20 protein-coding genes and 4 tRNA genes are annotated in these 19,363 nt (G+C 58.6%); 18 read left to right on the forward strand and 6 right to left on the reverse strand.

Translation table 11 applies throughout. The features are described 5' to 3' along the window. The first annotated feature begins 135 nt into the window (after positions 1 to 135). The 7 genes from def to D7D26_RS12270 all read left to right on the forward strand — a co-directional run bounded on the left by def (position 136) and on the right by D7D26_RS12270 (position 4,546). Entirely contained in the window at positions 136 to 615 is a 480-nt protein-coding gene (gene def, locus D7D26_RS03855; RefSeq protein WP_078016486.1) for a peptide deformylase, read from the forward strand. Beyond that, positions 615 to 1,544: a methionyl-tRNA formyltransferase gene (gene fmt / locus D7D26_RS03860; RefSeq protein WP_158606258.1), complete on the forward strand. Its 930-nt coding sequence runs from the start codon at positions 615 to 617 to the stop codon at positions 1,542 to 1,544. Before def ends, fmt begins: the two co-directional genes overlap by 1 nt. A 36-nt stretch (positions 1,545 to 1,580) precedes the next feature. After that, positions 1,581 to 2,108, forward strand: a complete 528-nt coding sequence (locus tag D7D26_RS03865; RefSeq protein WP_120372103.1) for an NUDIX hydrolase — start codon at positions 1,581 to 1,583, stop codon at positions 2,106 to 2,108. A 71-nt stretch (positions 2,109 to 2,179) separates the two neighbouring features. Then, a complete protein-coding gene (locus tag D7D26_RS03870; RefSeq protein WP_120372104.1) occupies positions 2,180 to 3,073 on the forward strand; it encodes a tyrosine-type recombinase/integrase in 894 nt (297 codons plus the stop codon). Positions 3,074 to 3,105: 32 nt separating this feature from the next. Beyond that, entirely contained in the window at positions 3,106 to 3,945 is an 840-nt protein-coding gene (locus tag D7D26_RS03875) for a purine-nucleoside phosphorylase (RefSeq protein WP_199674682.1), read from the forward strand. 14 nt (positions 3,946 to 3,959) lie between these two features. Next, complete coding sequence (locus D7D26_RS03880) at positions 3,960 to 4,346, forward strand: J domain-containing protein (protein ID WP_120372105.1); 387 nt, start codon at positions 3,960 to 3,962, stop codon at positions 4,344 to 4,346. 101 nt (positions 4,347 to 4,447) lie between these two features. After that, positions 4,448 to 4,546: transfer RNA gene (locus D7D26_RS12270), tRNA-Sec, on the forward strand. A 300-nt stretch (positions 4,547 to 4,846) separates the two neighbouring features. Here D7D26_RS12270 and D7D26_RS03885 read toward each other — a convergent pair. Then, positions 4,847 to 5,731: a LysR family transcriptional regulator gene (locus D7D26_RS03885; RefSeq protein WP_147413041.1), complete on the reverse strand. Its 885-nt coding sequence runs from the start codon at positions 5,729 to 5,731 to the stop codon at positions 4,847 to 4,849. 143 nt (positions 5,732 to 5,874) lie between these two features. Between D7D26_RS03885 and iorA the strand changes: the two genes are divergently transcribed. From iorA to D7D26_RS03915, 6 genes are all read left to right on the forward strand, one after another. Then, positions 5,875 to 7,668, forward strand: coding sequence for an indolepyruvate ferredoxin oxidoreductase subunit alpha (gene iorA / locus D7D26_RS03890; RefSeq protein WP_199674684.1), 1,794 nt, complete (start codon positions 5,875 to 5,877; stop codon positions 7,666 to 7,668). Beyond that, positions 7,665 to 8,258 carry an indolepyruvate oxidoreductase subunit beta gene (locus tag D7D26_RS03895; protein WP_120372107.1) on the forward strand — a complete coding sequence of 198 codons (594 nt, stop codon included), beginning with the start codon at positions 7,665 to 7,667 and terminating at the stop codon, positions 8,256 to 8,258. Before iorA ends, D7D26_RS03895 begins: the two co-directional genes overlap by 4 nt. Further along, complete coding sequence (locus D7D26_RS03900) at positions 8,255 to 9,592, forward strand: acetyl-CoA hydrolase/transferase family protein (RefSeq protein ID WP_120372108.1); 1,338 nt, start codon at positions 8,255 to 8,257, stop codon at positions 9,590 to 9,592. Before D7D26_RS03895 ends, D7D26_RS03900 begins: the two co-directional genes overlap by 4 nt. Before the next feature lie 229 nt (positions 9,593 to 9,821). Beyond that, positions 9,822 to 11,135 carry a sodium/glutamate symporter gene (locus D7D26_RS03905; protein WP_120372109.1) on the forward strand — a complete coding sequence of 438 codons (1,314 nt, stop codon included), beginning with the start codon at positions 9,822 to 9,824 and terminating at the stop codon, positions 11,133 to 11,135. Positions 11,136 to 11,226: 91 nt separating this feature from the next. Next, the gene (locus D7D26_RS03910; protein WP_120372110.1) at positions 11,227 to 12,213 is read left to right on the forward strand and encodes a 4-hydroxy-2-oxovalerate aldolase; all 987 of its coding nucleotides are present in this window, start codon (positions 11,227 to 11,229) and stop codon (positions 12,211 to 12,213) included. Between the two features lie 22 nt (positions 12,214 to 12,235). Continuing rightward, positions 12,236 to 13,207: a 2-hydroxyacid dehydrogenase gene (locus tag D7D26_RS03915; protein ID WP_120372111.1), complete on the forward strand. Its 972-nt coding sequence runs from the start codon at positions 12,236 to 12,238 to the stop codon at positions 13,205 to 13,207. A gap of 66 nt (positions 13,208 to 13,273) precedes the next feature. Here D7D26_RS03915 and D7D26_RS03920 read toward each other — a convergent pair whose 3' ends face one another. The 5 genes from D7D26_RS03920 to D7D26_RS03940 all read right to left on the reverse strand — a co-directional run bounded on the left by D7D26_RS03920 (position 13,274) and on the right by D7D26_RS03940 (position 16,830). Next, positions 13,274 to 14,131, reverse strand: coding sequence for a MurR/RpiR family transcriptional regulator (locus tag D7D26_RS03920; RefSeq protein ID WP_158606259.1), 858 nt, complete (start codon positions 14,129 to 14,131; stop codon positions 13,274 to 13,276). 581 nt (positions 14,132 to 14,712) lie between these two features. Further along, positions 14,713 to 14,835 carry a DUF3795 domain-containing protein gene (locus D7D26_RS12575; RefSeq protein WP_233543453.1) on the reverse strand — a complete coding sequence of 41 codons (123 nt, stop codon included), beginning with the start codon at positions 14,833 to 14,835 and terminating at the stop codon, positions 14,713 to 14,715. A 51-nt stretch (positions 14,836 to 14,886) separates the two neighbouring features. Continuing rightward, positions 14,887 to 15,534, reverse strand: a complete 648-nt coding sequence (locus tag D7D26_RS03930; RefSeq protein WP_120372113.1) for a flavin reductase family protein — start codon at positions 15,532 to 15,534, stop codon at positions 14,887 to 14,889. After that, positions 15,452 to 16,096 carry a hypothetical protein gene (locus D7D26_RS03935; protein ID WP_199674686.1) on the reverse strand — a complete coding sequence of 215 codons (645 nt, stop codon included), beginning with the start codon at positions 16,094 to 16,096 and terminating at the stop codon, positions 15,452 to 15,454. The genes D7D26_RS03930 and D7D26_RS03935 overlap by 83 nt, the downstream gene beginning before the upstream one ends. Positions 16,097 to 16,119: 23 nt before the next feature. Further along, positions 16,120 to 16,830, reverse strand: coding sequence for a GNAT family N-acetyltransferase (locus D7D26_RS03940; protein ID WP_233543454.1), 711 nt, complete (start codon positions 16,828 to 16,830; stop codon positions 16,120 to 16,122). A 318-nt stretch (positions 16,831 to 17,148) separates the two neighbouring features. On the opposite strand from D7D26_RS03940, the gene D7D26_RS03945 reads away from it, so the two are divergent. The 5 genes from D7D26_RS03945 to tadA all read left to right on the forward strand — a co-directional run bounded on the left by D7D26_RS03945 (position 17,149) and on the right by tadA (position 19,163). Continuing rightward, positions 17,149 to 18,204: a 3'-5' exonuclease gene (locus D7D26_RS03945; protein ID WP_120372115.1), complete on the forward strand. Its 1,056-nt coding sequence runs from the start codon at positions 17,149 to 17,151 to the stop codon at positions 18,202 to 18,204. 107 nt (positions 18,205 to 18,311) lie between these two features. Beyond that, positions 18,312 to 18,401, forward strand: a tRNA-Ser gene (locus tag D7D26_RS03950). 18 nt (positions 18,402 to 18,419) lie between these two features. Then, positions 18,420 to 18,496, forward strand: a tRNA-Arg gene (locus tag D7D26_RS03955). A gap of 40 nt (positions 18,497 to 18,536) precedes the next feature. After that, positions 18,537 to 18,613: transfer RNA gene (locus tag D7D26_RS03960), tRNA-Arg, on the forward strand. A 70-nt stretch (positions 18,614 to 18,683) separates the two neighbouring features. Further along, positions 18,684 to 19,163, forward strand: a complete 480-nt coding sequence (tadA, locus tag D7D26_RS03965) for a tRNA adenosine(34) deaminase TadA (protein ID WP_158606260.1) — start codon at positions 18,684 to 18,686, stop codon at positions 19,161 to 19,163. Positions 19,164 to 19,363: the final 200 nt, after the last annotated feature.

Here is a 19,363-nt window from a genome sequence, read left to right on the forward strand (position 1 = left end):
CGCGAGAGATGGCTCTTTTTTATGACTGCTTCGTGAAAAAGCGTCGCGAATATTTCGGGCGGCGAAAACAGGTGCAGAAAAAGCGCAAAACGGCTAGAATAGAAACAAAATATTGTGGGAGGAACATGTGATCCGATGCAGCTGAAAATCGTAGAATTTCCCGATCCTGTTTTGAGACGGGCGACTCGGCCCGTGACCGTTTTCGACGAGGCGCTGAAGGTCTTTGTGGACGAGATGACGATCGTCATGAAAGACGACGACGGCGTCGGCATCGCCGCGCCGCAGGTCGGTGTATCCAAAAAAGTGGCCGTGGTCTGCTTTGAAGGCGAACGCTACGTGCTGGTCAATCCCGTCATCGTGGAGGCGACGGGGACGCAGCGGGGCGAGGAGGGCTGCCTGAGCTTCCCCGGCATTTTCGGCGAGATCGAGCGCGCCGAGCGCGTCGTGGTGGAGTGTCAGGACGAAACGGGCGCCAGGCGCCGGCACGAGGCGGAAGGTTTTGTCGCCCGCGCGTTCCAGCACGAGATCGAGCATCTGGAAGGCAAGCTGCTGATCGACCATTTCTCGCCGATGAAGCGGGAACTGATCCGCAAGCGGCTGATGAAGAGGAAATGATGGCGAAGATCTGGTTTTTCGGGACGGGCGGCTTTGCGGCCCGCTGCCTGGAGGAAATCGCCCCGGAGTGCAGGCCGCAGCTCGTCGTGACGGCCCCGCCGAGCGTTGCCGGCCGCGGGTTGAAGGCGCGAGTCACGCCCGTGGAGGAAGCGGCGCTGAAGCTGGGACTGCCGCTTCGCCATGCGGCCGCGGTGAATCGCGACGCAGATCTGATCCGGCTTTACGAAAGCGAGAAGCCGGAGCTGATCCTGGTGATCGACTTCGGCCAGAAGGTCGGCGAGCCGTGGCTGCACGGGCCGCGCTGCGGCTGCATCAACATCCATCCTTCGCTGCTGCCGCGCTATCGCGGCGCGGCTCCCGTGCAGCGGGCGCTGATGAGCGGCGAGACGGAGACGGGGGTGTCCCTGTTCCGCCTGGTGGAGAAGATGGACGCCGGCCCGGTGTGGCTGCAGGGGCGCTGCCCGATCGGTCCCGAGGAGAACGCGGGCGAGCTGCTGGAACGCATGGCCGTGGCGGGGGCCCGACTCTTTACGGAGAACGTCGCCTCGCTGCTGAACGGGACGGCCGCGCTGACGCCCCAGGACGAGGCGCTGGCGACGGTCGCCGCCAAGATCGACAAAAGCGAAGCGCGGCTCGATCTTGCGCTCGGCGTGCAAAAACTCCATGACCTGGTGCGGGGCCTGTGCCCGGCGCCGGGCGCGTACGTGACGTTCCGCGGCCGGCGCGTGAAGATTCTCGAGACCCGTGTGGCGCCGCATCCTGACGCCGGATCGGGAAAAATTTTCGCCGCGGGCGGCCGGCTGTTCCTTGGCACGCCGCAGGGCGCCCTGGAACTGCTGACGGTCCAGCCGGAAGGAAAAAGGCCGATGGCGGCGGGCGACTGGGGCAAGGGGCTGCACCTCGAAAAAGACGAAACGCTCGACGCCTGACCGATCAGCGGAGATTTTTTGACGGGAGGTCATCCTATGGAACGCTGTCTTTCTTCCAAACGCCTTTACGAGGGCAAGATCCTCAACCTGCGCGTCGATCAGGTGGAAGTGTCGCGAAACGGCCGCCGCGTCACGCGCGAAGTGGTCGAGCACCGCAGCGACGTGGCCGTCCTGGCGCGCGACGGCGAAGGGCGCTTTCTGCTCGTGCGCCAGTTCCGCTATCCCTTGAACGCGGAGATCATCGAAATCCCGGCCGGGGTGATGGAGCGCGGCGAGGAGCCGCTGCAGTCGGCGCAGCGGGAGCTGCGCGAGGAGACCGGCTACCGGGCCGCCAAATGGACGCCGATGCCGGCGATTTACTCGTCGCCGGGCTTTTCCGACGAAAAGCTGTTCGTCTTTCTGGCCGAGGAACTTGCCTGGGATCCTCTCCGTCCGGACGACGACGAGGACATTGCGCTGCTGCGCTTCGACGACGAACAGGCGCGCGCGCTGCTCGATTCGAGCGAACCGCAGGACGCGAAGACGCTGATGGCGTTGGCCTGGTACTTTGCCCGCGCCAGGTAATTTCCCATAAAAAATGGTATGATAGGGAACGGCGCAAGCCGTTCCTTATTTTTATCTGGAGGCGAACGAGTATGCCCGTATCCTTCGAAACGTCGCGCGCCGCTTTTGAGGACTATATCTTGCTGGAGCGCGGGCAGAGCAAAAACACGGCGGAAACGTATCGCCGCGGTCTGGAGCTCTGGCGCGCCTACTGCGAAGAGGCGGGGCTGGACCCGCTCGACGTTGCTCAGGAAGCTCTCTCCAGCTTTATCCGTGCGCTGAAGAGCCAGAGACGCGCCAGCTCCTCGATCCAGCTGATCGTGGCCGGCCTGAGGAGTTGGGTGAAGTTTCGCGTCCTCAACGGCGACCTGCCGATGGGCACGTGGATCCCGGTGCTGCCGGCGAAGTCGAAGAAGCTCCCCAAGATCCTCACCGAGGGGGAGATCCAGCGCATCCTCAACGCCTGCGACGGTCCCAGTTATTACGACTGCCGCGACCGCACCGCTCTGGAAACGCTGGCCAACTGCGGCATCCGCGCCAGCGAGCTGTGCGGGCTGAAAGTCGGCTCGCTGAATCTCGACGACAAGAATCTGATCGTCCTCGGCAAGGGGAGCAAAGAACGGCAGGTCCCCTTTGCCGAAGATCTGAAAAGACAGTTTCAGGTCTATCTGCAAAAGCGGCAGGAGTTTCTCGACGGCGACGAGACGGAGAAGATGCTGTTCCTCTCTTCGCGTCGGGAGCCGCTGAGCCGAGTCGACCTGTGGCGGATCGTGCAGAAGCGCGGCAAGATGGCCTCCGTTCCCGAGGAGCGCCTCTTTCCTCACGTGCTGCGCCATTCCATCGCCACGCATCTGCTGCGCCGCGGCATGGACCTGAGGACCCTGCAGGAGTTTTTGGGGCACAGCTCCATCGCCACGACGGAGAAATATCTGCATTTCGATCTCGAACTGCGCGACGTGTACGACCGCGCCCATCCTCGGGCCTGACGGACGCCGAGCGCAAGAAAGGAAGAATCCCTATGGACATGAAAGAATACGCCCGCCAGGTGACGGAAGCGCTGGAAGCGATCAAAGCGAAAGCGGGCCGCGTCCCCCGGGCGGCGCTGATCCTCGGCTCCGGGCTGGGCATGCTGGCCGAAGCCGTGAAAGACCCCGTCGTCATTCCCTACGCGGAGATCCCGCACTGGAAGACATCGACCGCGCCGGGGCACGCCGGGCGCCTCGTCTGCGGGGTCCTGTCGGGCGTGCCGGTGGTGGTCATGCAGGGACGCCTGCACTGCTACGAAGGCTACACGCCGCAGGAGACGACCTTCCCGATCCGCGTCTTCGGCCAGTGGGGCGTCAAAACGCTGCTCGTGACCAACGCGTCCGGCGGCATCAATTACGAGTACGCCAACGGCGACATCGCCCTGATCACCGACCATATCAACCTGACCGGCATGAATCCGCTGAGAGGCGCCAACAATCCCGAGTGGGGAGCGCGTTTCCCCGACATGAGCGAGCCTTACAGCCGCCGCCTCGTCGCCCTGCTGGAAGAGTCCGCCAAATCGCTGGGGCTGCTGACGCGCCGCGGCGTCTACATCGGCCTGGCCGGCCCTTCGTACGAGACGCCGGCCGAGATCCGCATGGCCCGCGCCATGGGCGCCGACCTCGTCGGCATGTCCACCGTGCATGAGGTGATCGTCGCCAACCACATGGGCATGGAAGTCTGCGGCGTCTCCTGCGTCGCCAACCTGGCGGCGGGCATGCGTCCCGTCAGGCTGTCGGAAGAAGAGGTGCTCTCCGAGATGGAGCGCGCCGCCGCGCGCATTTCGGCGCTTGTGAGCAAATTCTTCGAGCTGCTGGGCAGGGCGGATTAAGCCGAAAGGGCAAAATGGGATTCCTGTTTAAGATCGTTCAGCGCCTCATCGTGCCGCTGCTCTTTCTGGCTTTGATGCGTTCTTTTTTCGCCGACCTGTTCCGCCGCATGGGAAGCGGCGGCGGTCCGCGGCGCGACTGGCCGCGCGGCGGGGAAAGCGGGCGCGGCTTTGCGGATCCCGCCGCGCCGGGCGGCGCTCCGCGTTCGCCTTACGAAGTTTTCGGCCTGCCGCGCAGCGCCGGCGACGACGAGATCCGCGCGCGTTATCGGGAACTCATCTCCAAATATCATCCCGACAAGTTCGCCGGTTTGAACGACCCCGAATTCACGCGCCTGGCGGCGCAGAAATTCGAACAGATCCAGGGCGCCTACGAGGAACTGAAACGCCTGCGCGGCATGTAAGCCGCCGGGCCGTTTGAAATCCGCCGCGCAAAAACGTCCGGAGTTCTGTAAAAAAGCGGCTTGCCTAAAGAGGGAGAATAGAGTAAAATACTCCACGTTGCGGAGGCGGATGCAGTCCGGTGGCTGCCCCGGGCCTCAAACCCGCGTGAGGGGCGATTCTGATCGTCCTTGGTGTGTTCGATTCGCACACGCCTCCGCCATAACGAGAAAATCAATGAATCAAAATAAATCGCGAAGCCTGTAAAATGAGGGCTTCGCGATTTTTTTTGTTGTCTGGAGAAATACTTGTCAGTGCCGGTATCAGCGGAGAACGATTGAATCTCGCCAAAGCTCTGCGGTCTTGTTTCTCATGCGCGGGAGGCAGGATATTTCTCGTCCTGCCCGCTTCAATTCGTGCGTTGGGGGATGACGACGGCAGGGGAACCGCGCAGCGCCGCACCGTCTTTTTGTTTCCCGGCCCCGATGTTCCGCGAGAACCGGCGTCGGAAACGTTCCCGGGCTCATCGGACCGCGCACAGCTTCTGCAGATATCTTCGCAGCGTCGAAACTTCCGGCCGGTCGGCGTTTTTCTTCAGGCAGATAAAATCCAGCGACGCGGTTGTCGACGGCGACAGGGGCACGGCGGCCACGCCGAAATAGCTGGCGAACGATTTTGGGCCAATGATTACGCCCTTGCCGCTCCTCAGCAGGTCCATGTTCGTCTTCATGCTGTCGGAGCGGTAGAGGCGGTTGAGCGTGAAGCCGTGCTTCCTGCACAGATAGTGCAGCGTGCGGTCTTCTATCGTGTTTTCCAGACTGGTGATGATGGCGCAATCCTCCAGTTCGGAAAAGCGGAATTCATTTTTTTGCGCGCGAGGATCGCTTCGGGGGAGCAAAATGCACTGCGGCTCTTCAATCAGCGTCCAGCTTGCGAACTGTTCCGCACCGTCGAGCAGCGACGGCGGCGGTAAACGGTCGAGCGCCAGGTCGAGGGCTCCCTCGCGCAGGTCGCTCAAAAAGTCGCGGCCTGCTTCGGTAACGAACGACACTTCGATCTCGGGGTGGTTGTCGAGAAACGCGACAATCTTTCTGAACAGTCGGTTGGAATACACGCGCGCCCCAAGGCCGATGCGCAGGACGCGCGCCACCGTCGTCCCGCTGATGCGCGATTTGAAGTCCGCCCATGCGACGGCGAGCGGCCGGGCAGCCTCGCAGAAGGCGCGCCCGCTCGCCGTCAGCGTTACGCCGCGTGTGGTGCGCTCGAACAGCCTGCAGCCCAGCTCCGATTCCAGCGCCTTGATCTGAAGCGACAGCGCCGGTTGTGACACGAACAGTGCCCGCGATGCCGCCGAGAAGTTCAAGTGCTGTTCCACCGCCAGCGCGTACAGAATCTGCGTGATCGTCACCACGATCCCCCCTTTGTGCCGTGGTTATTTGTTTTTCTTATAGCGCCATTATAGAAAAGTATTTCCATTTTTTCAAGCTTTTTTATAAAATACAAATAACATCAAAAATAATATATTCGCAAAAAACAAACGGGGGGATTCAAGTGACAAAGCAGCTGATGTCGGGCAACGAGGCCGTCGCGCGCGGGGCATGGGAAGCCGGCGTGGCGTTCGCTTCGGCGTATCCGGGCACTCCGAGCACGGAGATCCTGGAGAACGTGGGAACGTACAAGGAAATCGTCGCGGAGTGGGCGCCCAACGAAAAGGTGGCCATGGAAGCGGCCATCGGCGCGTCGATGGGAGGCGTGCGTTCGATGGCGGCGATGAAGCACGTGGGACTGAACGTGGCGGCCGACCCGATCTTCACGTTCGCCTACATGGGTGTCTCGGGCGGCATGGTCTTCGTCACCGCCGACGATCCGGGCATGCACAGTTCGCAGAACGAGCAGGACAACCGCAATTACGCACCGTTCATCAAGATTCCCATGCTGGAGCCGTCCGACTCGCAGGAGGCCAAGGACATGTTCCGCGACGCCTTCGACCTGAGCGAGCGGTTCGACACGCCGGTGATGTTCCGCATGACCACGCGCGTGTGCCACTCAAAGTCGTTGGTCGAGCCGGGGGAACGGTATCCCTTCGCCGCCATCCCCTATGTCAAGAACCGCGCCAAGTTCGACGACGTGCCGATCGCGGCCAAACGCAACCGCCTGAAGATGCCCGAGCGTGACCGCAGGCTGCTGGCGCTGTCCAACGACTGCAAGTACAACCGCGCCGAGTACAGCGGCAGCAGGAAAGTCGGCATCGTCACCAGCGGCGTCTCGTATCAGTACGCCAAAGAGGTGTTCGGCGACGCCGTATCGTACCTCAAGCTGGGACTCACCAACCCGCTGCCCATCGACCTGATCCGCGAGTTTCGCGCCCGCGTCGAGACGATGTACGTGATCGAGGAGCTCGACCCGTACATGGAAAACCAGATCAAGGCGGCCGGTATCGACTGCATCGGCAAGGAGAAGATCCCCGCCATCGACGAACTGAACCCCAACATTATCCGCAAGGCGCTGCTCGGCGAAGAAGCGCGCGGCGTACAGGGCGATCCCAAGCTCGTCGTTCCCCGTCCGCCCGCGCTCTGCGCCGGCTGTCCGCACCGCGGCTTTTTTTACGAGGCGGCCAAGCGCAAGGACACCGTCATCGTCGGCGACATCGGTTGTTACGCCCTCAGCGGCAACGAGCCGCTCAACGCCAAGGACCTGGCCAACTGCATGGGTTCCGCGTTCTCCGTCGGCCACGGACTCAGCAAGGCGTTCGCCCTCAGCGGCCAGGACAAGACCGTCGTTGCCTGCATGGGCGATTCCACGTTCTTCCACACTGGCATCAACGCGCTGGAGGAAGTCATCTACAACGACTCGCACCTGATCTGCTGCGTCCTCGACAACCGCATCACCGGCATGACCGGGCATCAGGAGAATCCCGGCACCGGCTACACGCTCAAGGGCGAGCCGGCCACCATCATGGACGTCGGGACGATCGTCCGCGCCCTCGGGCTCGAGCGCGTGCGCACCGTCAACCCGCTCCGCCTCGACGAGATGAAGAAGGCCCTCGACTGGGCCTATACGGAAGTGCGCGAAGGCCCCGTCGTGCTCATCACGCGCTGGCCGTGCGTGCTCAAGCGCCTGTCCGCCGAGGATCGTCGCGAGTTCCGCATGACGCCGGCGCAGTGCACGATCGACCGAAAAAAGTGCATCGGCTGCAAGAAATGCTTGTCCACCGGCTGCCCCGCGCTCTCGTTCGACACGTGCGAGAGAAAGGCCGCCATCGATCCCATGCAGTGCGTCGGCTGCACCGTCTGCGCGCAGGTCTGCCCCCAGCAGGCCATCGTGAAAGGAGCGAAAAAAGCATGAAAAGGCCCGATACCCAAAGCGTTATCCTCGTCGGCGTCGGCGGACAGGGGACCATCCTCGCCAGCAAAGTGCTCACCACCGGCCTCATCGACGCCGGCTACGACGTGAAGATGAGCGAAGTCCACGGCATGAGCCAGCGCGGCGGTTCCGTCACCACGCAGGTGCGCTACGGTCAAAAGGTTTGGTCGCCCCTCATCGGCCAGGGCGAAGCCGACGTGCTCGTTTCCTTCGAGACGATGGAGGCGATGCGCTGCCTGCCGTTCCTCAAGCCCGGCGGCAAAGTCATCGTCAACACGTATCGGATGCCCCCGTTGCCCGTCCTCAGCGGCGAGTGCGAGTATCCCGACGGCATCGTCGACGAGCTGAAAAAGCGTGCCGACACCCTCGCCATCGACGCCGTGAAGATTGCCTCCGACCTCGGCATGCCCCGCGGCATGAACGTCGTGTTGCTGGGCGCGCTGATTTCCGCCATCGGCGTGGACGGAGCCGACTGGACGCAGGCGCTTCGAGGCTGCGTCAAACCGAAATTCTTCGAGGATAACCTGCGTTGTCTCGAAGCCGGGCTGAACCTCGCCGCCGCGAAAGCATGATGAACGTTTCCGACGAGTACCGGGCAAAACTGCGTACGCCGCAGCAGGCCGTGTCGATCGTCAAAAGCGGCGACTGGGTGGACTACACCACCAACGTCGGCTTCCCCGCGCTGTGCGACGCCGCCCTTGCCGCTCGTCGCGAGGAACTGACGGATGTGAAGATCCGCGGCAACCTCATCTTCGGGCCGCTGCGCACCGCCGAAAGCGACCCTGCGCGCGAACACTTCACCTACAACAGCTGGCACTGCTCCGGTTACGAGCGCAGGTTGTGCGACCGCGGACTGTGCAGCTACATCCCCATGGTCTTCCGCAACCTCGCCTGGTACTACCGTGAGTTTTTGACCGTCAACGTCGCCATGATGAGCGTTGCGCCGATGGACAAGCACGGATATTTCAACCTCTCGTGCGCCGCCGGCGTGGGACGTCCCATCCTTGAAAAGGCCGACGTCGTCATCCTCGAAGTGAACGAGTCGTTGCCCGTCGTCTACGGCGGCTTCGGCGAGAGCGTCCACATCAGCGAGGCCGACTTTGTTGTCGAAGGGCCGCACGGCCCTTTGCCGCAACTGCCCGCTCCCGTTCCAACGGTCGAAGACGAAAGAATTGCCGCTCACATCGCGAAATATATCCAAGACGGCGCCACGCTTCAGCTTGGCATCGGCGGCATGCCGAACGCCGTCGGCTCGCTCATCGCAAAGTCCGGCCTGAAAGACCTCGGCATGCACACCGAACTGTGCGGCGACGCCTACCTCGACCTGTACGAAGCCGGCAAGCTGACCAATCGCCGCAAAAGTTTTCAGCGCGGCAAAGGCGTGGCTGGCATCATCCTCGGCACGCAGAGGCTGTATGACTGGGTCGACCGCAATCCCGGCGTCGTCGTCGAGCCGCTTGAGTTCATCAACGATCCTGCCGTGATCGCCCGCAACGACCGGATGATCTCCATCAACAGCTGTATCTCAGCCGACCTCTACGGCCAGGTAGGCGCAGAGTCCGCCGGCCTGCGCCACATCAGCGGCACCGGCGGACAGCTCGACTACCTTACGGGAGCCGCAATGTCGAGCGGGGGAGCGGCCTTCATCTGCATGACCTCGTCGTTTATGACCCAAACCGGCGAGCGCAGGTCGCGTATCGTGCCGCACTTCTGCGGCGACATCGTCACCGACCCCAGAAGCCAGGCTTACTTCATCGTCACCGAATACGGCGCCGTCAACCTGGCCGGAGCTTCCGCGTGGGAACGGGCCGAGCGTCTGATCTCGATCGCCCATCCCGACTTCCGCGACGAACTCATCGCCGCCGCGCGGAAGCAGAACATCTGGCGAGCGAGCGCGAAACGATAAAAGTTTTTTCAAAAAAGCAGAACAGCGTCTGCCGTGCGTATCTTCATTGCGCAGCAGACGCTGTTTACTTTATCCGCAAAATGAGCGCTGGAGCATCATTAAAGTATAATGTATACATTAAAAAACTTCCTTGACGGAGTTATTTCATTCGATTATCATTATTGAAGTTATTACGACATTAATATAATATATGTCGTAATAACAACAAATCTGTAAGGGAGGAAATCTTATGAGTGCCGTTATTAATGATTTATCGGTATTGGCTCTGTTTTTACTGGTTGGTCTAGCGCTGCGCGAGCTGGTGAAACCTTTGCAGAAGCTGTTCCTTCCCGCCGGTCTGATCGGCGGCGTGGTAGCGCTCATTGTTGGGCCGCAGGTGCTCGGCTGGATGGAGATCCCGAAGGGGTTCTCGGGAATGCCCACGCCAATGATCACCGTCGTGCTGACGTGTATTATCTTCGGCACAAAGATTGAAAAAAGCCGCATCAAGCAGTTCGTCGGTTCCGTTGTCGTCGACGGTCTGACATACTTTTCGCAGATGTTCGTCGGCACACTCGTCGGCATGGCCCTGAGCGTTTTCTGGCCGATGATGCCCAAGGGATGGGGCCTGATGGCCGCATATACCTACTGGGGCGGCCACGGCGCTGCGGCTTCTGCCGGAAAGCTGTTTGAGTCGCTTGGCGAAGCTCAGCGGGGAATGCTCGACCTTGGCATCATCATGGCCACACTCGGTCTGATCGTCGCTATGGTCGTCGGCATGACGATCGTCAACTGGGGCGTGCGTAAGGGCTACGCGACAAGCCTTGAAAAAGGCGCAACGGGCAAGATTGATGTCGTTAGCGGTCCCATTCCTGTTGAAAAGCAGAAATCGCTTGGCAGCGCCACGGTGGCGAGCGACGCGCTCAACGGCCTGGCGCTTCAGCTGGCGCTGGTACTTGTCAGCATTTGGCTGGGCACGGTGCTCTTTACGACACTGAAAACCTACGTCCCCGGCGCGAAGAACATCCCCGTGTTCCTTTATGGCATCGTCGGCGCGCTCATCATCTGGACTCTGATGTGCAAGCTGCGTATCGACGGTTACGCTGACAAAAAGGCGATCGGCAACATTTCGGGCGTCGCTTTGGAAATCTGCATCTGCGCGGCGACTGCCACGCTTAACCTGAAAATGGTCGCGTCGTTCCTTGTTCCCATTTTGATTCATATGCTCGCGATCATTGTATTGATGATTTTTATCTGCGTCTTCCTGACCAAGCGCTGGTTCAAGGACAACTGGCTTGAGACGGGGCTGCTCTTCTTTGGTCAGGGCACCGGCTCGGCCCCCAGCGGTCTGGCTTTAGCTCGCTGCACCGACCCCGACACGCGCAACTCGCCGGCGTGGGAAGGCTTCGGCGTCGCGATGAGCTGCTTCACGCCCGTCACTTCGACGCTCGTGGCGATCGTGCCGATTCTCACCGTTCAGTCGATCTGGTATCCCGTCGCCATCGGCGGCATCCTGACCGTGATTCTGCTCGTCATCGGCGAGAAGTTCATCAAGAAAAACTGACGTTTTGCCGGACATGGAACAGCGGTTTTCTTCGCGAGCCTGCTTTATAAAAATCTTTCGGATCAAGATCAAGAAAGGAAGATCTTAACACATGAAAATTATGGACTGCACATTGCGCGACGGCGGCAACGTCGTGGGCGCCGGTTTCTCTGCCGAACTGACCACGCTCATGCTGAAAGGCCTGACCGAAAACGGCGTGATGATCGTCGAGATGGGCAACTGCGCCGGCATGGGAGCGTACGACAAGGGCGTCAAAGCGCCCTGCACGGACGACGAGTATCTCGAACTGGCAAAGCCGTTCGTGGACAAGACCGAAGTCGGCATGTTCCTCGGCGCGACAAACGCGACTGAAGGGCTCGTCGCCAAAGCGGCGAAGGCCGGATTGAAGTTTCTGCGCGTCGGCATCAACGCTGGCGACGGCGAAAAGGCCGTGAACGCCGTGAGAATGGTCAAAGCCGCGGGCATGAAGGCGTTCTTCGCGATGATGAAGGCCTACGTGCTTACGCCTGAGGCGCTGGCTACCGAGGCGCAGCTGCTCGAAAAGGCTGGCGTTGATGTGCTCATCATCATGGATTCCGCTGGCATGATGTTGCCCGCTCAGGCGGCGGCTTACACGAAGGCTGTTTCGCAAGCCGTGAAGATCCCCGTTGGTTTCCACGGGCACGCCAACCTTGGCTGCGCCGTTGCCAACGCCGTCGCGGCTGCCGAAAACGGTGCGCAGATCATCGACTGCGGCCTTATGGGCATGGCCCGCAGCGCCGGCAACATTGCTACCGAGACGGCCGTCGCTGCGCTCGACCGTGCCGGTTACAAGACGGGCATCGATATGTACGGGCTGTTCCGTTTTATCGACAACGAACTCGCCCCCGCGATGAAGCCTTACGGTTACCGCGCGCCGGCCATGCCGCTGGACGTCGTACTCGGTTACTCCGGCTGCCACTCGCACTACATCCCCCTGTTCAAAGAAGTTGCCGCCGAAAAGGGCGTGGACCTGTACAAGCTGATTATTGAGACCTCGAGGCTCGACATGAAAAAGCCCTCGCGCGAGCTGATGGAGCAGGTCGCCGGAAGGCTTTAATAAAGAAAGGACTGCTTTTCTTATGAACAAGATCCTGATGTTTGGCGCGTTCGCGCCCAAGGGTGTCGAATACTTTAAGGAAAAAAGCGCGGGCAGATATGAACTGGCGTTTGGTTCTACCTACGAGGACCTCGAAAAGTACAACGATGCAGCCTATATCGTTTTGCGTGGCCCCGCCATGGACGCGGAGCATATCGCTGGCCTGAAAAATGCCCGCATGCTGCACCGCTGGGGCGTCGGCTATAACGACGTTGATGTCGAGGCAGCCGGCGAACGCGGTATCCGCGTGGCGATCACGGCAGGCATGAACGCGCAGCCCGTCGCCGAGATGGCGACGCTACTCATTCTCGCAGCATTCCGTCACTTTTTGCAGCACATTGACGACGCCAAACATGAAAAACTGCTTGGTAGCTACCTGATCGCCGACTCGTGGATGATCAACGGCCGCCGCGTTGGCATCGTCGGCATGGGAGCTATTGGCCGCAAGCTGACGAAAATCCTCCAGGGCTTCGGAGCAGAGGTGGTTTATTATGACGTCTTCCGTCTTCCCGAGGAAGTCGAGCGCGAATTGAACGTCACGTTCCTGCCGTTTAAAGAGCTTCTCGCGACCTCCGACATCATCAGCCTGCACATGCCATTGCTTGATAGCACCCGCAACATGATTGACGCGAAGGCCATCGCTATGATGAGGCCCAACGCCCTGCTCGTCAACACTGCTCGTGGCGGCATCGTCGATACGGATGCACTGCTTGCCGCCGTCCGTGAACGCCGCATTTGGGGTGCGGCCCTCGACACCGTGGAGGGCGAGCCGCTGCCGTCGGATCACCCGATCTTCTCGGAACCTCACATCCTGCTCACGCCGCATGTCGGCGGCAACACCGAGGATAATATCGTCAACATGGCCGCCTGCATCTTCGACAACATTGAGCGTCTTGAACGCGGTGAGGAGGTCGTCCCGCGCTGTCTCGTCAATAAACAGTACCTGAAAGCCTAACCTACTGTGCAGAAAAAAGCGGAAGAGACTCCCGAAAGAGTTTCTTCCGCTTTTTGCGTTTCTGTGTCATATCAGCAGATCCTTGGTATACTCGTCGCGCTCGCGTACGTGCGCCCGGTAGCGGTCGAGACAGCAGGGCGTAAGCAGCATGAGCAGATATTCGGCAACGGCGTTCATCGCCGTGGTTGAGTTGAAAAAGCTTGCCTGCCGAACCTCGGCTGTCAGCACGACGTCGGCGCACGAGGCCAGCGGCGAAAGGATACTGTCAGTGATCAGACAGACAGCTGCGCCGTGACTTTTTGCCAGGCGGGCCAGACGCAGATCGCTTTTGTAATAGCGGCTGGCCGAAAAGAACACGGCACAGTCGCGCTCGGTCGTCCGCTGCATCTGGTCGATGCCGCCGACGCTCTCGTCGATGATTCGGCAGATACGGCCGGTAAGGATGCTTAAAATCCACGAGAAATGATGCACGGTGCCATAGCAGCCGCGGAAACCGGCAACGAAACATATATCCGCATTCAGGATCACGTTCGCAAACTTGTCATACAGTTCCTCGGAATTCTGCATGATTGTTCTCTCGAGGTTATACGTCTGTATTTTCAGAAATTCCTCACGAGAGACATCGCTGCCGAATTTAGCCCGATTCGCCTCAAGACGTTCGTCCAACGACAGGCGGCTGACGCCCTGGGTAGCGCGCTCGACCATGCGATCGTAGATGTCGTTTTTCAGTTCGGTAAAGCCTGGGTATCCAATCGCGCGCGCAAAACGTGTCACCGATACGTCGCTGACGCCGGCAGCGCGAGCCACTTCCAGCGACGAGCTGCGGCCGGCGAGTTCCGGATTGGCGATGATATATTCGGCGATCTTTACTTGCGCTCTGGTCAGCTTCGCTTTTTTGATACGTTCGGCGATGACGTTTTCCACGCGCTTATCCCCTTTCATTTGAAATACTTTATTATAACATGATTTGTTAAGCTGGAATTTGTATGATATTAGCTCAATAAAAAGCCCCTCAAACGGTCAGAGGTACAGAAGGTTCTCTGAATGAGCCTGCGCCTTGGCGCCAAGTCGAAAATAAGAGCAAAAATCTGCGGCTGGAGCTTCTCAAGAGAAAAACTTTTATCAATGTGTCAACGTTCATCGTGGTAACAGACAGGACAAGAAAGCTCAGTATCGTCTCGGCAAGTCAGTTGGTTGCGGAACACTCCCAGCACAAATCTCTTCTGCTTGCAGAGTCCAAAATACCGTTCAATTCCAACATGGTCTTTGGCGTCTTTGTATTCCTTCTGCTGGTCTCTGCGTCAAATCGGGAATATTAGGTTATATGAGGTAAAGGAGTAATAGAAGCGTAAAATTTTTGCCGCCCTCATCTGGCACTTGCGCACTACGCCGGAGAGTTGGAGCATCACTCCGGTAAGTCCACCCTGCCGACAAAGTTGTGTAGTGTTTTAACCCCTTTAACGCGGCAGCCTTGACAGTTGATATGTTCAGGCAAAATGGGAGCATTATTCAACTCGGCCCATGATTTTTGCCGTTTTTTTACGCAACGCCTGATTGTCATTGAGTGCTGCAAGATATGCGTTGCACTTTTCGCAGTCCAACCCGCAGTATGCGATCGTATCCCTCACAGCTACGCACCTCCTGGAGGTCCGGCTTGTCTGGTGACTGCTCCTGTGCCGTCAGTCGCATTTCTCGATATTTACAGTGGCGATCGCGGATCGACCGGCGGCCCCGGTAATAAGATCTTGCGGCGCCGGTATCAGCATCATAAACCCCTCTCTGCCGTATCGTCGCTCATAGCCCTGCGCATATTCCTCTTCCACGGAGATATGCTGTACCTGACCGACAATCATTGAGGTGATCCCCGCACCGCTTAAATTCCGCGTTTTTTTCAAAGTACATTCCATATTTATGAATGCCTCTTGAATGACCGGCGCGCGGATCGTTTTCGCATGGGAAAGCGTGAAATCTCCTACGGCAAATTCATCCGTTTCCAAGTCATTGTGGTTAATGGTATCTATCAATCTGTCATAGGAGCTTATCGGCAGAAAATCGATGCAAAAGCATTGATCCCTTTGGATGTTTGCATAGGTATGCGTGTGCTGGTACACATTCCCCATCACGGCGAAAAAAGCGGTCTTATCTCCGTGAAAGCAGCTCCACGAATGAAAGCAGACATTCGGCTTTCCATTTCCCTTCCATGTGGTGATGGCAAACAAAACCGTTGGTATTCCCGCGGTCGTTTCAAAGTGTGAAAACAGTTCGAATTCCTCTGGATACGAGGGCTTGAAATACTGGGGAAAATCTTTTCCGATCTCTATTTTCATGACTGCCCCTCCCATAATGATACCGATGTGTCTTTTTACATCCTCTTCTCAAAACGAAACCTCCCGTCCGGAAACTGCCCGTCCATCTCTTCCTCCGAATCCGGGGTGTTGGGATCGAGATGATGGCTGTTGTAAAACTCCACGATATGGAAGCCGCACCAGTTGACGTAGAAATGGATATTTCGTCTCTCGAAAGAGGGCGTGACGGTCTCCCGACGGTCACTTGCGGGTGCCGCCGCTCCACCGCGCACCACGCGGCATAACCGATGCCCCCGCTGTGGAGGTGCGGCGAAACGGACAGCAGGTCCAGACCGCCGCGTTTTCCGTCCACCGCGATCACCATGCCGCCGACCTTCCGACCGCCCAGCATGATCCTATAAACCTCGCCACCATCAATGGCCCGTTCAATTGTCTCGCGGGAGATGATCTCTCCTTCTTCTTCGAAATGATCGTCCTGGCGGCCGAATTCCTCTAGCGCACCGCAGTTGAACACTTCCTGATTGTCCAGTATAAACTGCTCCCGGTCATCCAAAGTCAGCGGCATAAGCGTAATATCAGCCATGGTATCACCTCGATAAACGGGATTCAGCTCTCCGATAACCATTCGTCCTTCGATATGCATGTTATGTGCTCTGTCCGAAGCATTCCCTCTATTGCACATGGGACATTTTCCGCTGTGTGATGGTAATGAAATCCACACTTTTCCTGAACCCGCTTTGACTTTATGTTTCCGTCAAAATACCCGTACCATATTCTTTCGAGATTCAGTTCTTCAAAGCCATGTCGCATAAGCTCTCGAACCGCCTCCGGGATAAGCCCCCGTCCCCAATAAGGAACGCCGATCCAGCAGCCGATTTCGCCTTCTGTTTCGGGAATACCGATATTGCTGGCCTTGCCAAGCATTAAACCAATACTCCCAACTGGACGCCCGGTTTCTTTTAGAACCACTGCATAAGTCTCCGGCGCAGACAGAATGCCGCGGATGATTTCTCTGCTGTTTTCCACGTCCGTATGAACAGCCCATCCGGCTATCGGGCCAACTTCAGGATGACGTGCATAACTGTATAAATCTTCTGCATCCGCTTCCTCCCAAGGACGAAGTACCAGTCTTTCCGTTTCTAAAATCATCCTGTCATTCCTCCTCAAACCTCGATTTTGTTCAATCGGGCGTTGCCTGTTAGCTTTTTCAATATAGCACAGAAATATGAACGTCTCTCTACTTCCGGCCTCCGAACGTCGCGGAATAGCGAGGCCTTCTGCTATTTTCTTGTTTGCTTCTTTATCATATGCGGGCATTCAAGAGCGGAATCGGCAGGCGAACGGTTCGCTCTTTGCGATAGCGAAGGCTCGATCTATTTTTTTTGCAGATACATTCGACGAGCATCCTTTGTGGATAGCGCCCTCTGCGTTGAAAGGAGCGTTCTCCTGCGATGGACCGTACGGTGGGTGGCGGCGGCGTTCATTCTGCCTCTCGCGGTCGGGGTACTATAACGTTTTTTACAAGGCCCGGTATAAGATCGCTCTGAATTTTGCTGCAATCTCGCATACAGCGGTTCACAGAACGGCGTTTCGGTTATAGAATAATAAATTGTGAACGGGGGAGGGGGAGCGGAAATGAACAGAGAGGCGGATATTTTTCTTCCGGCGGAGAAGGGCTACGTGGTGCTCGACGTCGAATCTCAAGGCTACGTCCGGTTTTGTCCGATCGAAATTTCCGCGGTCCGCTTCGCTCCTGACGGGCAGTGCCTTGACGCGTACAGCTCCCTTGTGCGCCCGCGGGTGGCGCGGGTGTCTCGTTACGTCTCCGATCTGACCGGCATTACCACCGACATGGTGCGCCGTGCGCCGCTTCCCCGTGAGGTGATCGGCTCGCTCCGCGATTTCATCGGCGATAGCGTGATTGTCGGGCATGCGGTGGCGGAAAACGATCTTCCCATTATCGATCACTTTTGTCAGGAGCTTTATCACGCCCGACTTGAAAACGTGTACGTAGATACTTTCTACTGGGCTCAAGCGCTCTTTCCGGCGCTGGGGACCGGACATTACAACTTGAAAGCGCTGGCGGAGCATTTTGTGATCGACGCGCAGACTTTTCATCGGGCCGAGGCCGACTGCCGCACGACCGCCCGGCTGTACCAGATCCTTCACGACGCGGCGCAGAGGTTGCCCGACGCCGAAAGGATACAGGTGCTGCACGATTTCGCCCATAAGAACGATCCCAAGAAGCCGATCCGGAAGAGCGCAAAGGGGACGGCGAAGAAGACGTCCGGTAACGTTATCGATTACAACAGCCTTCCGGTTTTCGAGGCGGGCGACGAAAAAGCCGCGGTTATCCACCTGTGGCATGCAAGGAAGCGGATCTGCGCCGAAGTGCGTTTCGCAGGCAGCGTCCCCGACGCGGCCGACAAGTTTATGGACCGTCATCGCGAGTGCCTTTGGCAGGCGTATTTGCCGAATCTGCGCGTTGCCGACAACGTTTCGCTGCCGGTGCTGAAGCAGCTGTGGAAGATCCTGCGCGCGCAGGGGTGCCGCTTGTATCGGCGGGCGGACGTCAGGTTCGAAGGGCTGGAGGCCCATGAAGCGAAAAAAGAGGGCGCCGCCAAAAATCGCTCCTGCCGCAGAAAACGGAAAACGGAGCCATCCATAGCGGCTTGCACCGGGTCGGATTGAGCGGGAGGAAAAGGATTTCTTCAGTTCGGCATTTTCCGACAGGAGGCGATTTTCCGCTTGACAGGAGTGGTCCGCCGCGTTAGAATGTGACCTGTTCGATTGAGGCCGGAGAGATGGCCGAGTGGCCGAAGGCGCACGCCTGCTAAGTGTGTAACCCGGTTTCGGGTTCGAGGGTTCAAATCCCTCTCTCTCCGCCATCTTAAAAATAACGATGCGCGCCATTAGCCCAGCTGGATAGAGCGTCTGGCTACGGACCAGAAGGTCGTGGGTTCGAATCCTGCATGGCGCGCCAGTTTTTTGTTTAGGCCCTCAGTCGTGCGGTGTTTTTTTGCGCGCCATTAGCTCAGCTGGATAGAGCGTCTGGCTACGGACCAGGAGGTCGTGGGTTCGAATCCTGCATGGCGCGCCATCTTGGAGAAGAGCCAGGGGAGCTTCGTGAGGAGCTCCCCTGTTTTGCATTGTGCGAACGGAGACCTCTCATGCTCACACGCGATCAGGAATACATGAACCTTGCCCTCGAACTGGGGCTTCAGGCGGCGCGCGAAGGCGACATCCCCGTGGGCGCGCTCGTGGTGGATCCTTGCGGAGAGATCGTCGGCAGGGGGCGCAATCGGCGCCGGGTTGAACATGACCCCACCGCGCATGCCGAGATAGTCGCTCTGCGAAACGCCGCACAAAATCTGGGCGCTTGGAACCTGAGCGGCTGTTCCCTCTACGTGACGCTCGAACCCTGTCCCATGTGCGCCGGGGCGCTCGTTCAGGCGCGCGTTTCGCGTCTCGTCTATGGCTGTACCGATCCGAAAGCCGGCGCCTGCGGCACCCTCTACGATTTAACGCGCGACACGCGCCTTTTTCATCGTCTGCAGGTCGTCCCCGGCGTAATGGAACAGGAATGCCGCGCGCTCCTTCAGGATTTCTTTCAGGCCTGCCGGGAGAAAAGCCGCAAATTCGGTCGGTAAATTTTCAGAGTAAATGCAACCTCGTCAAAGTAAATGCGACGGGGTTGCATTTACTTTGACAGGACAAAAGCAGCAAGCAGTCATTACGAACACATAATAACGATCAAGATTGCGCTAACGGAGCAAATTCAAGGGGATGAAAAGCTGTTACGAGGAAATTGTCCGAAAAAAGAGCATACAAAAGTGCCCCTCAACTGAAA

Source organism: Pyramidobacter sp. CG50-2, assembly GCF_003612005.1.
In the GTDB taxonomy this organism is placed as follows: Bacteria; Synergistota; Synergistia; order Synergistales; family Dethiosulfovibrionaceae; genus Pyramidobacter.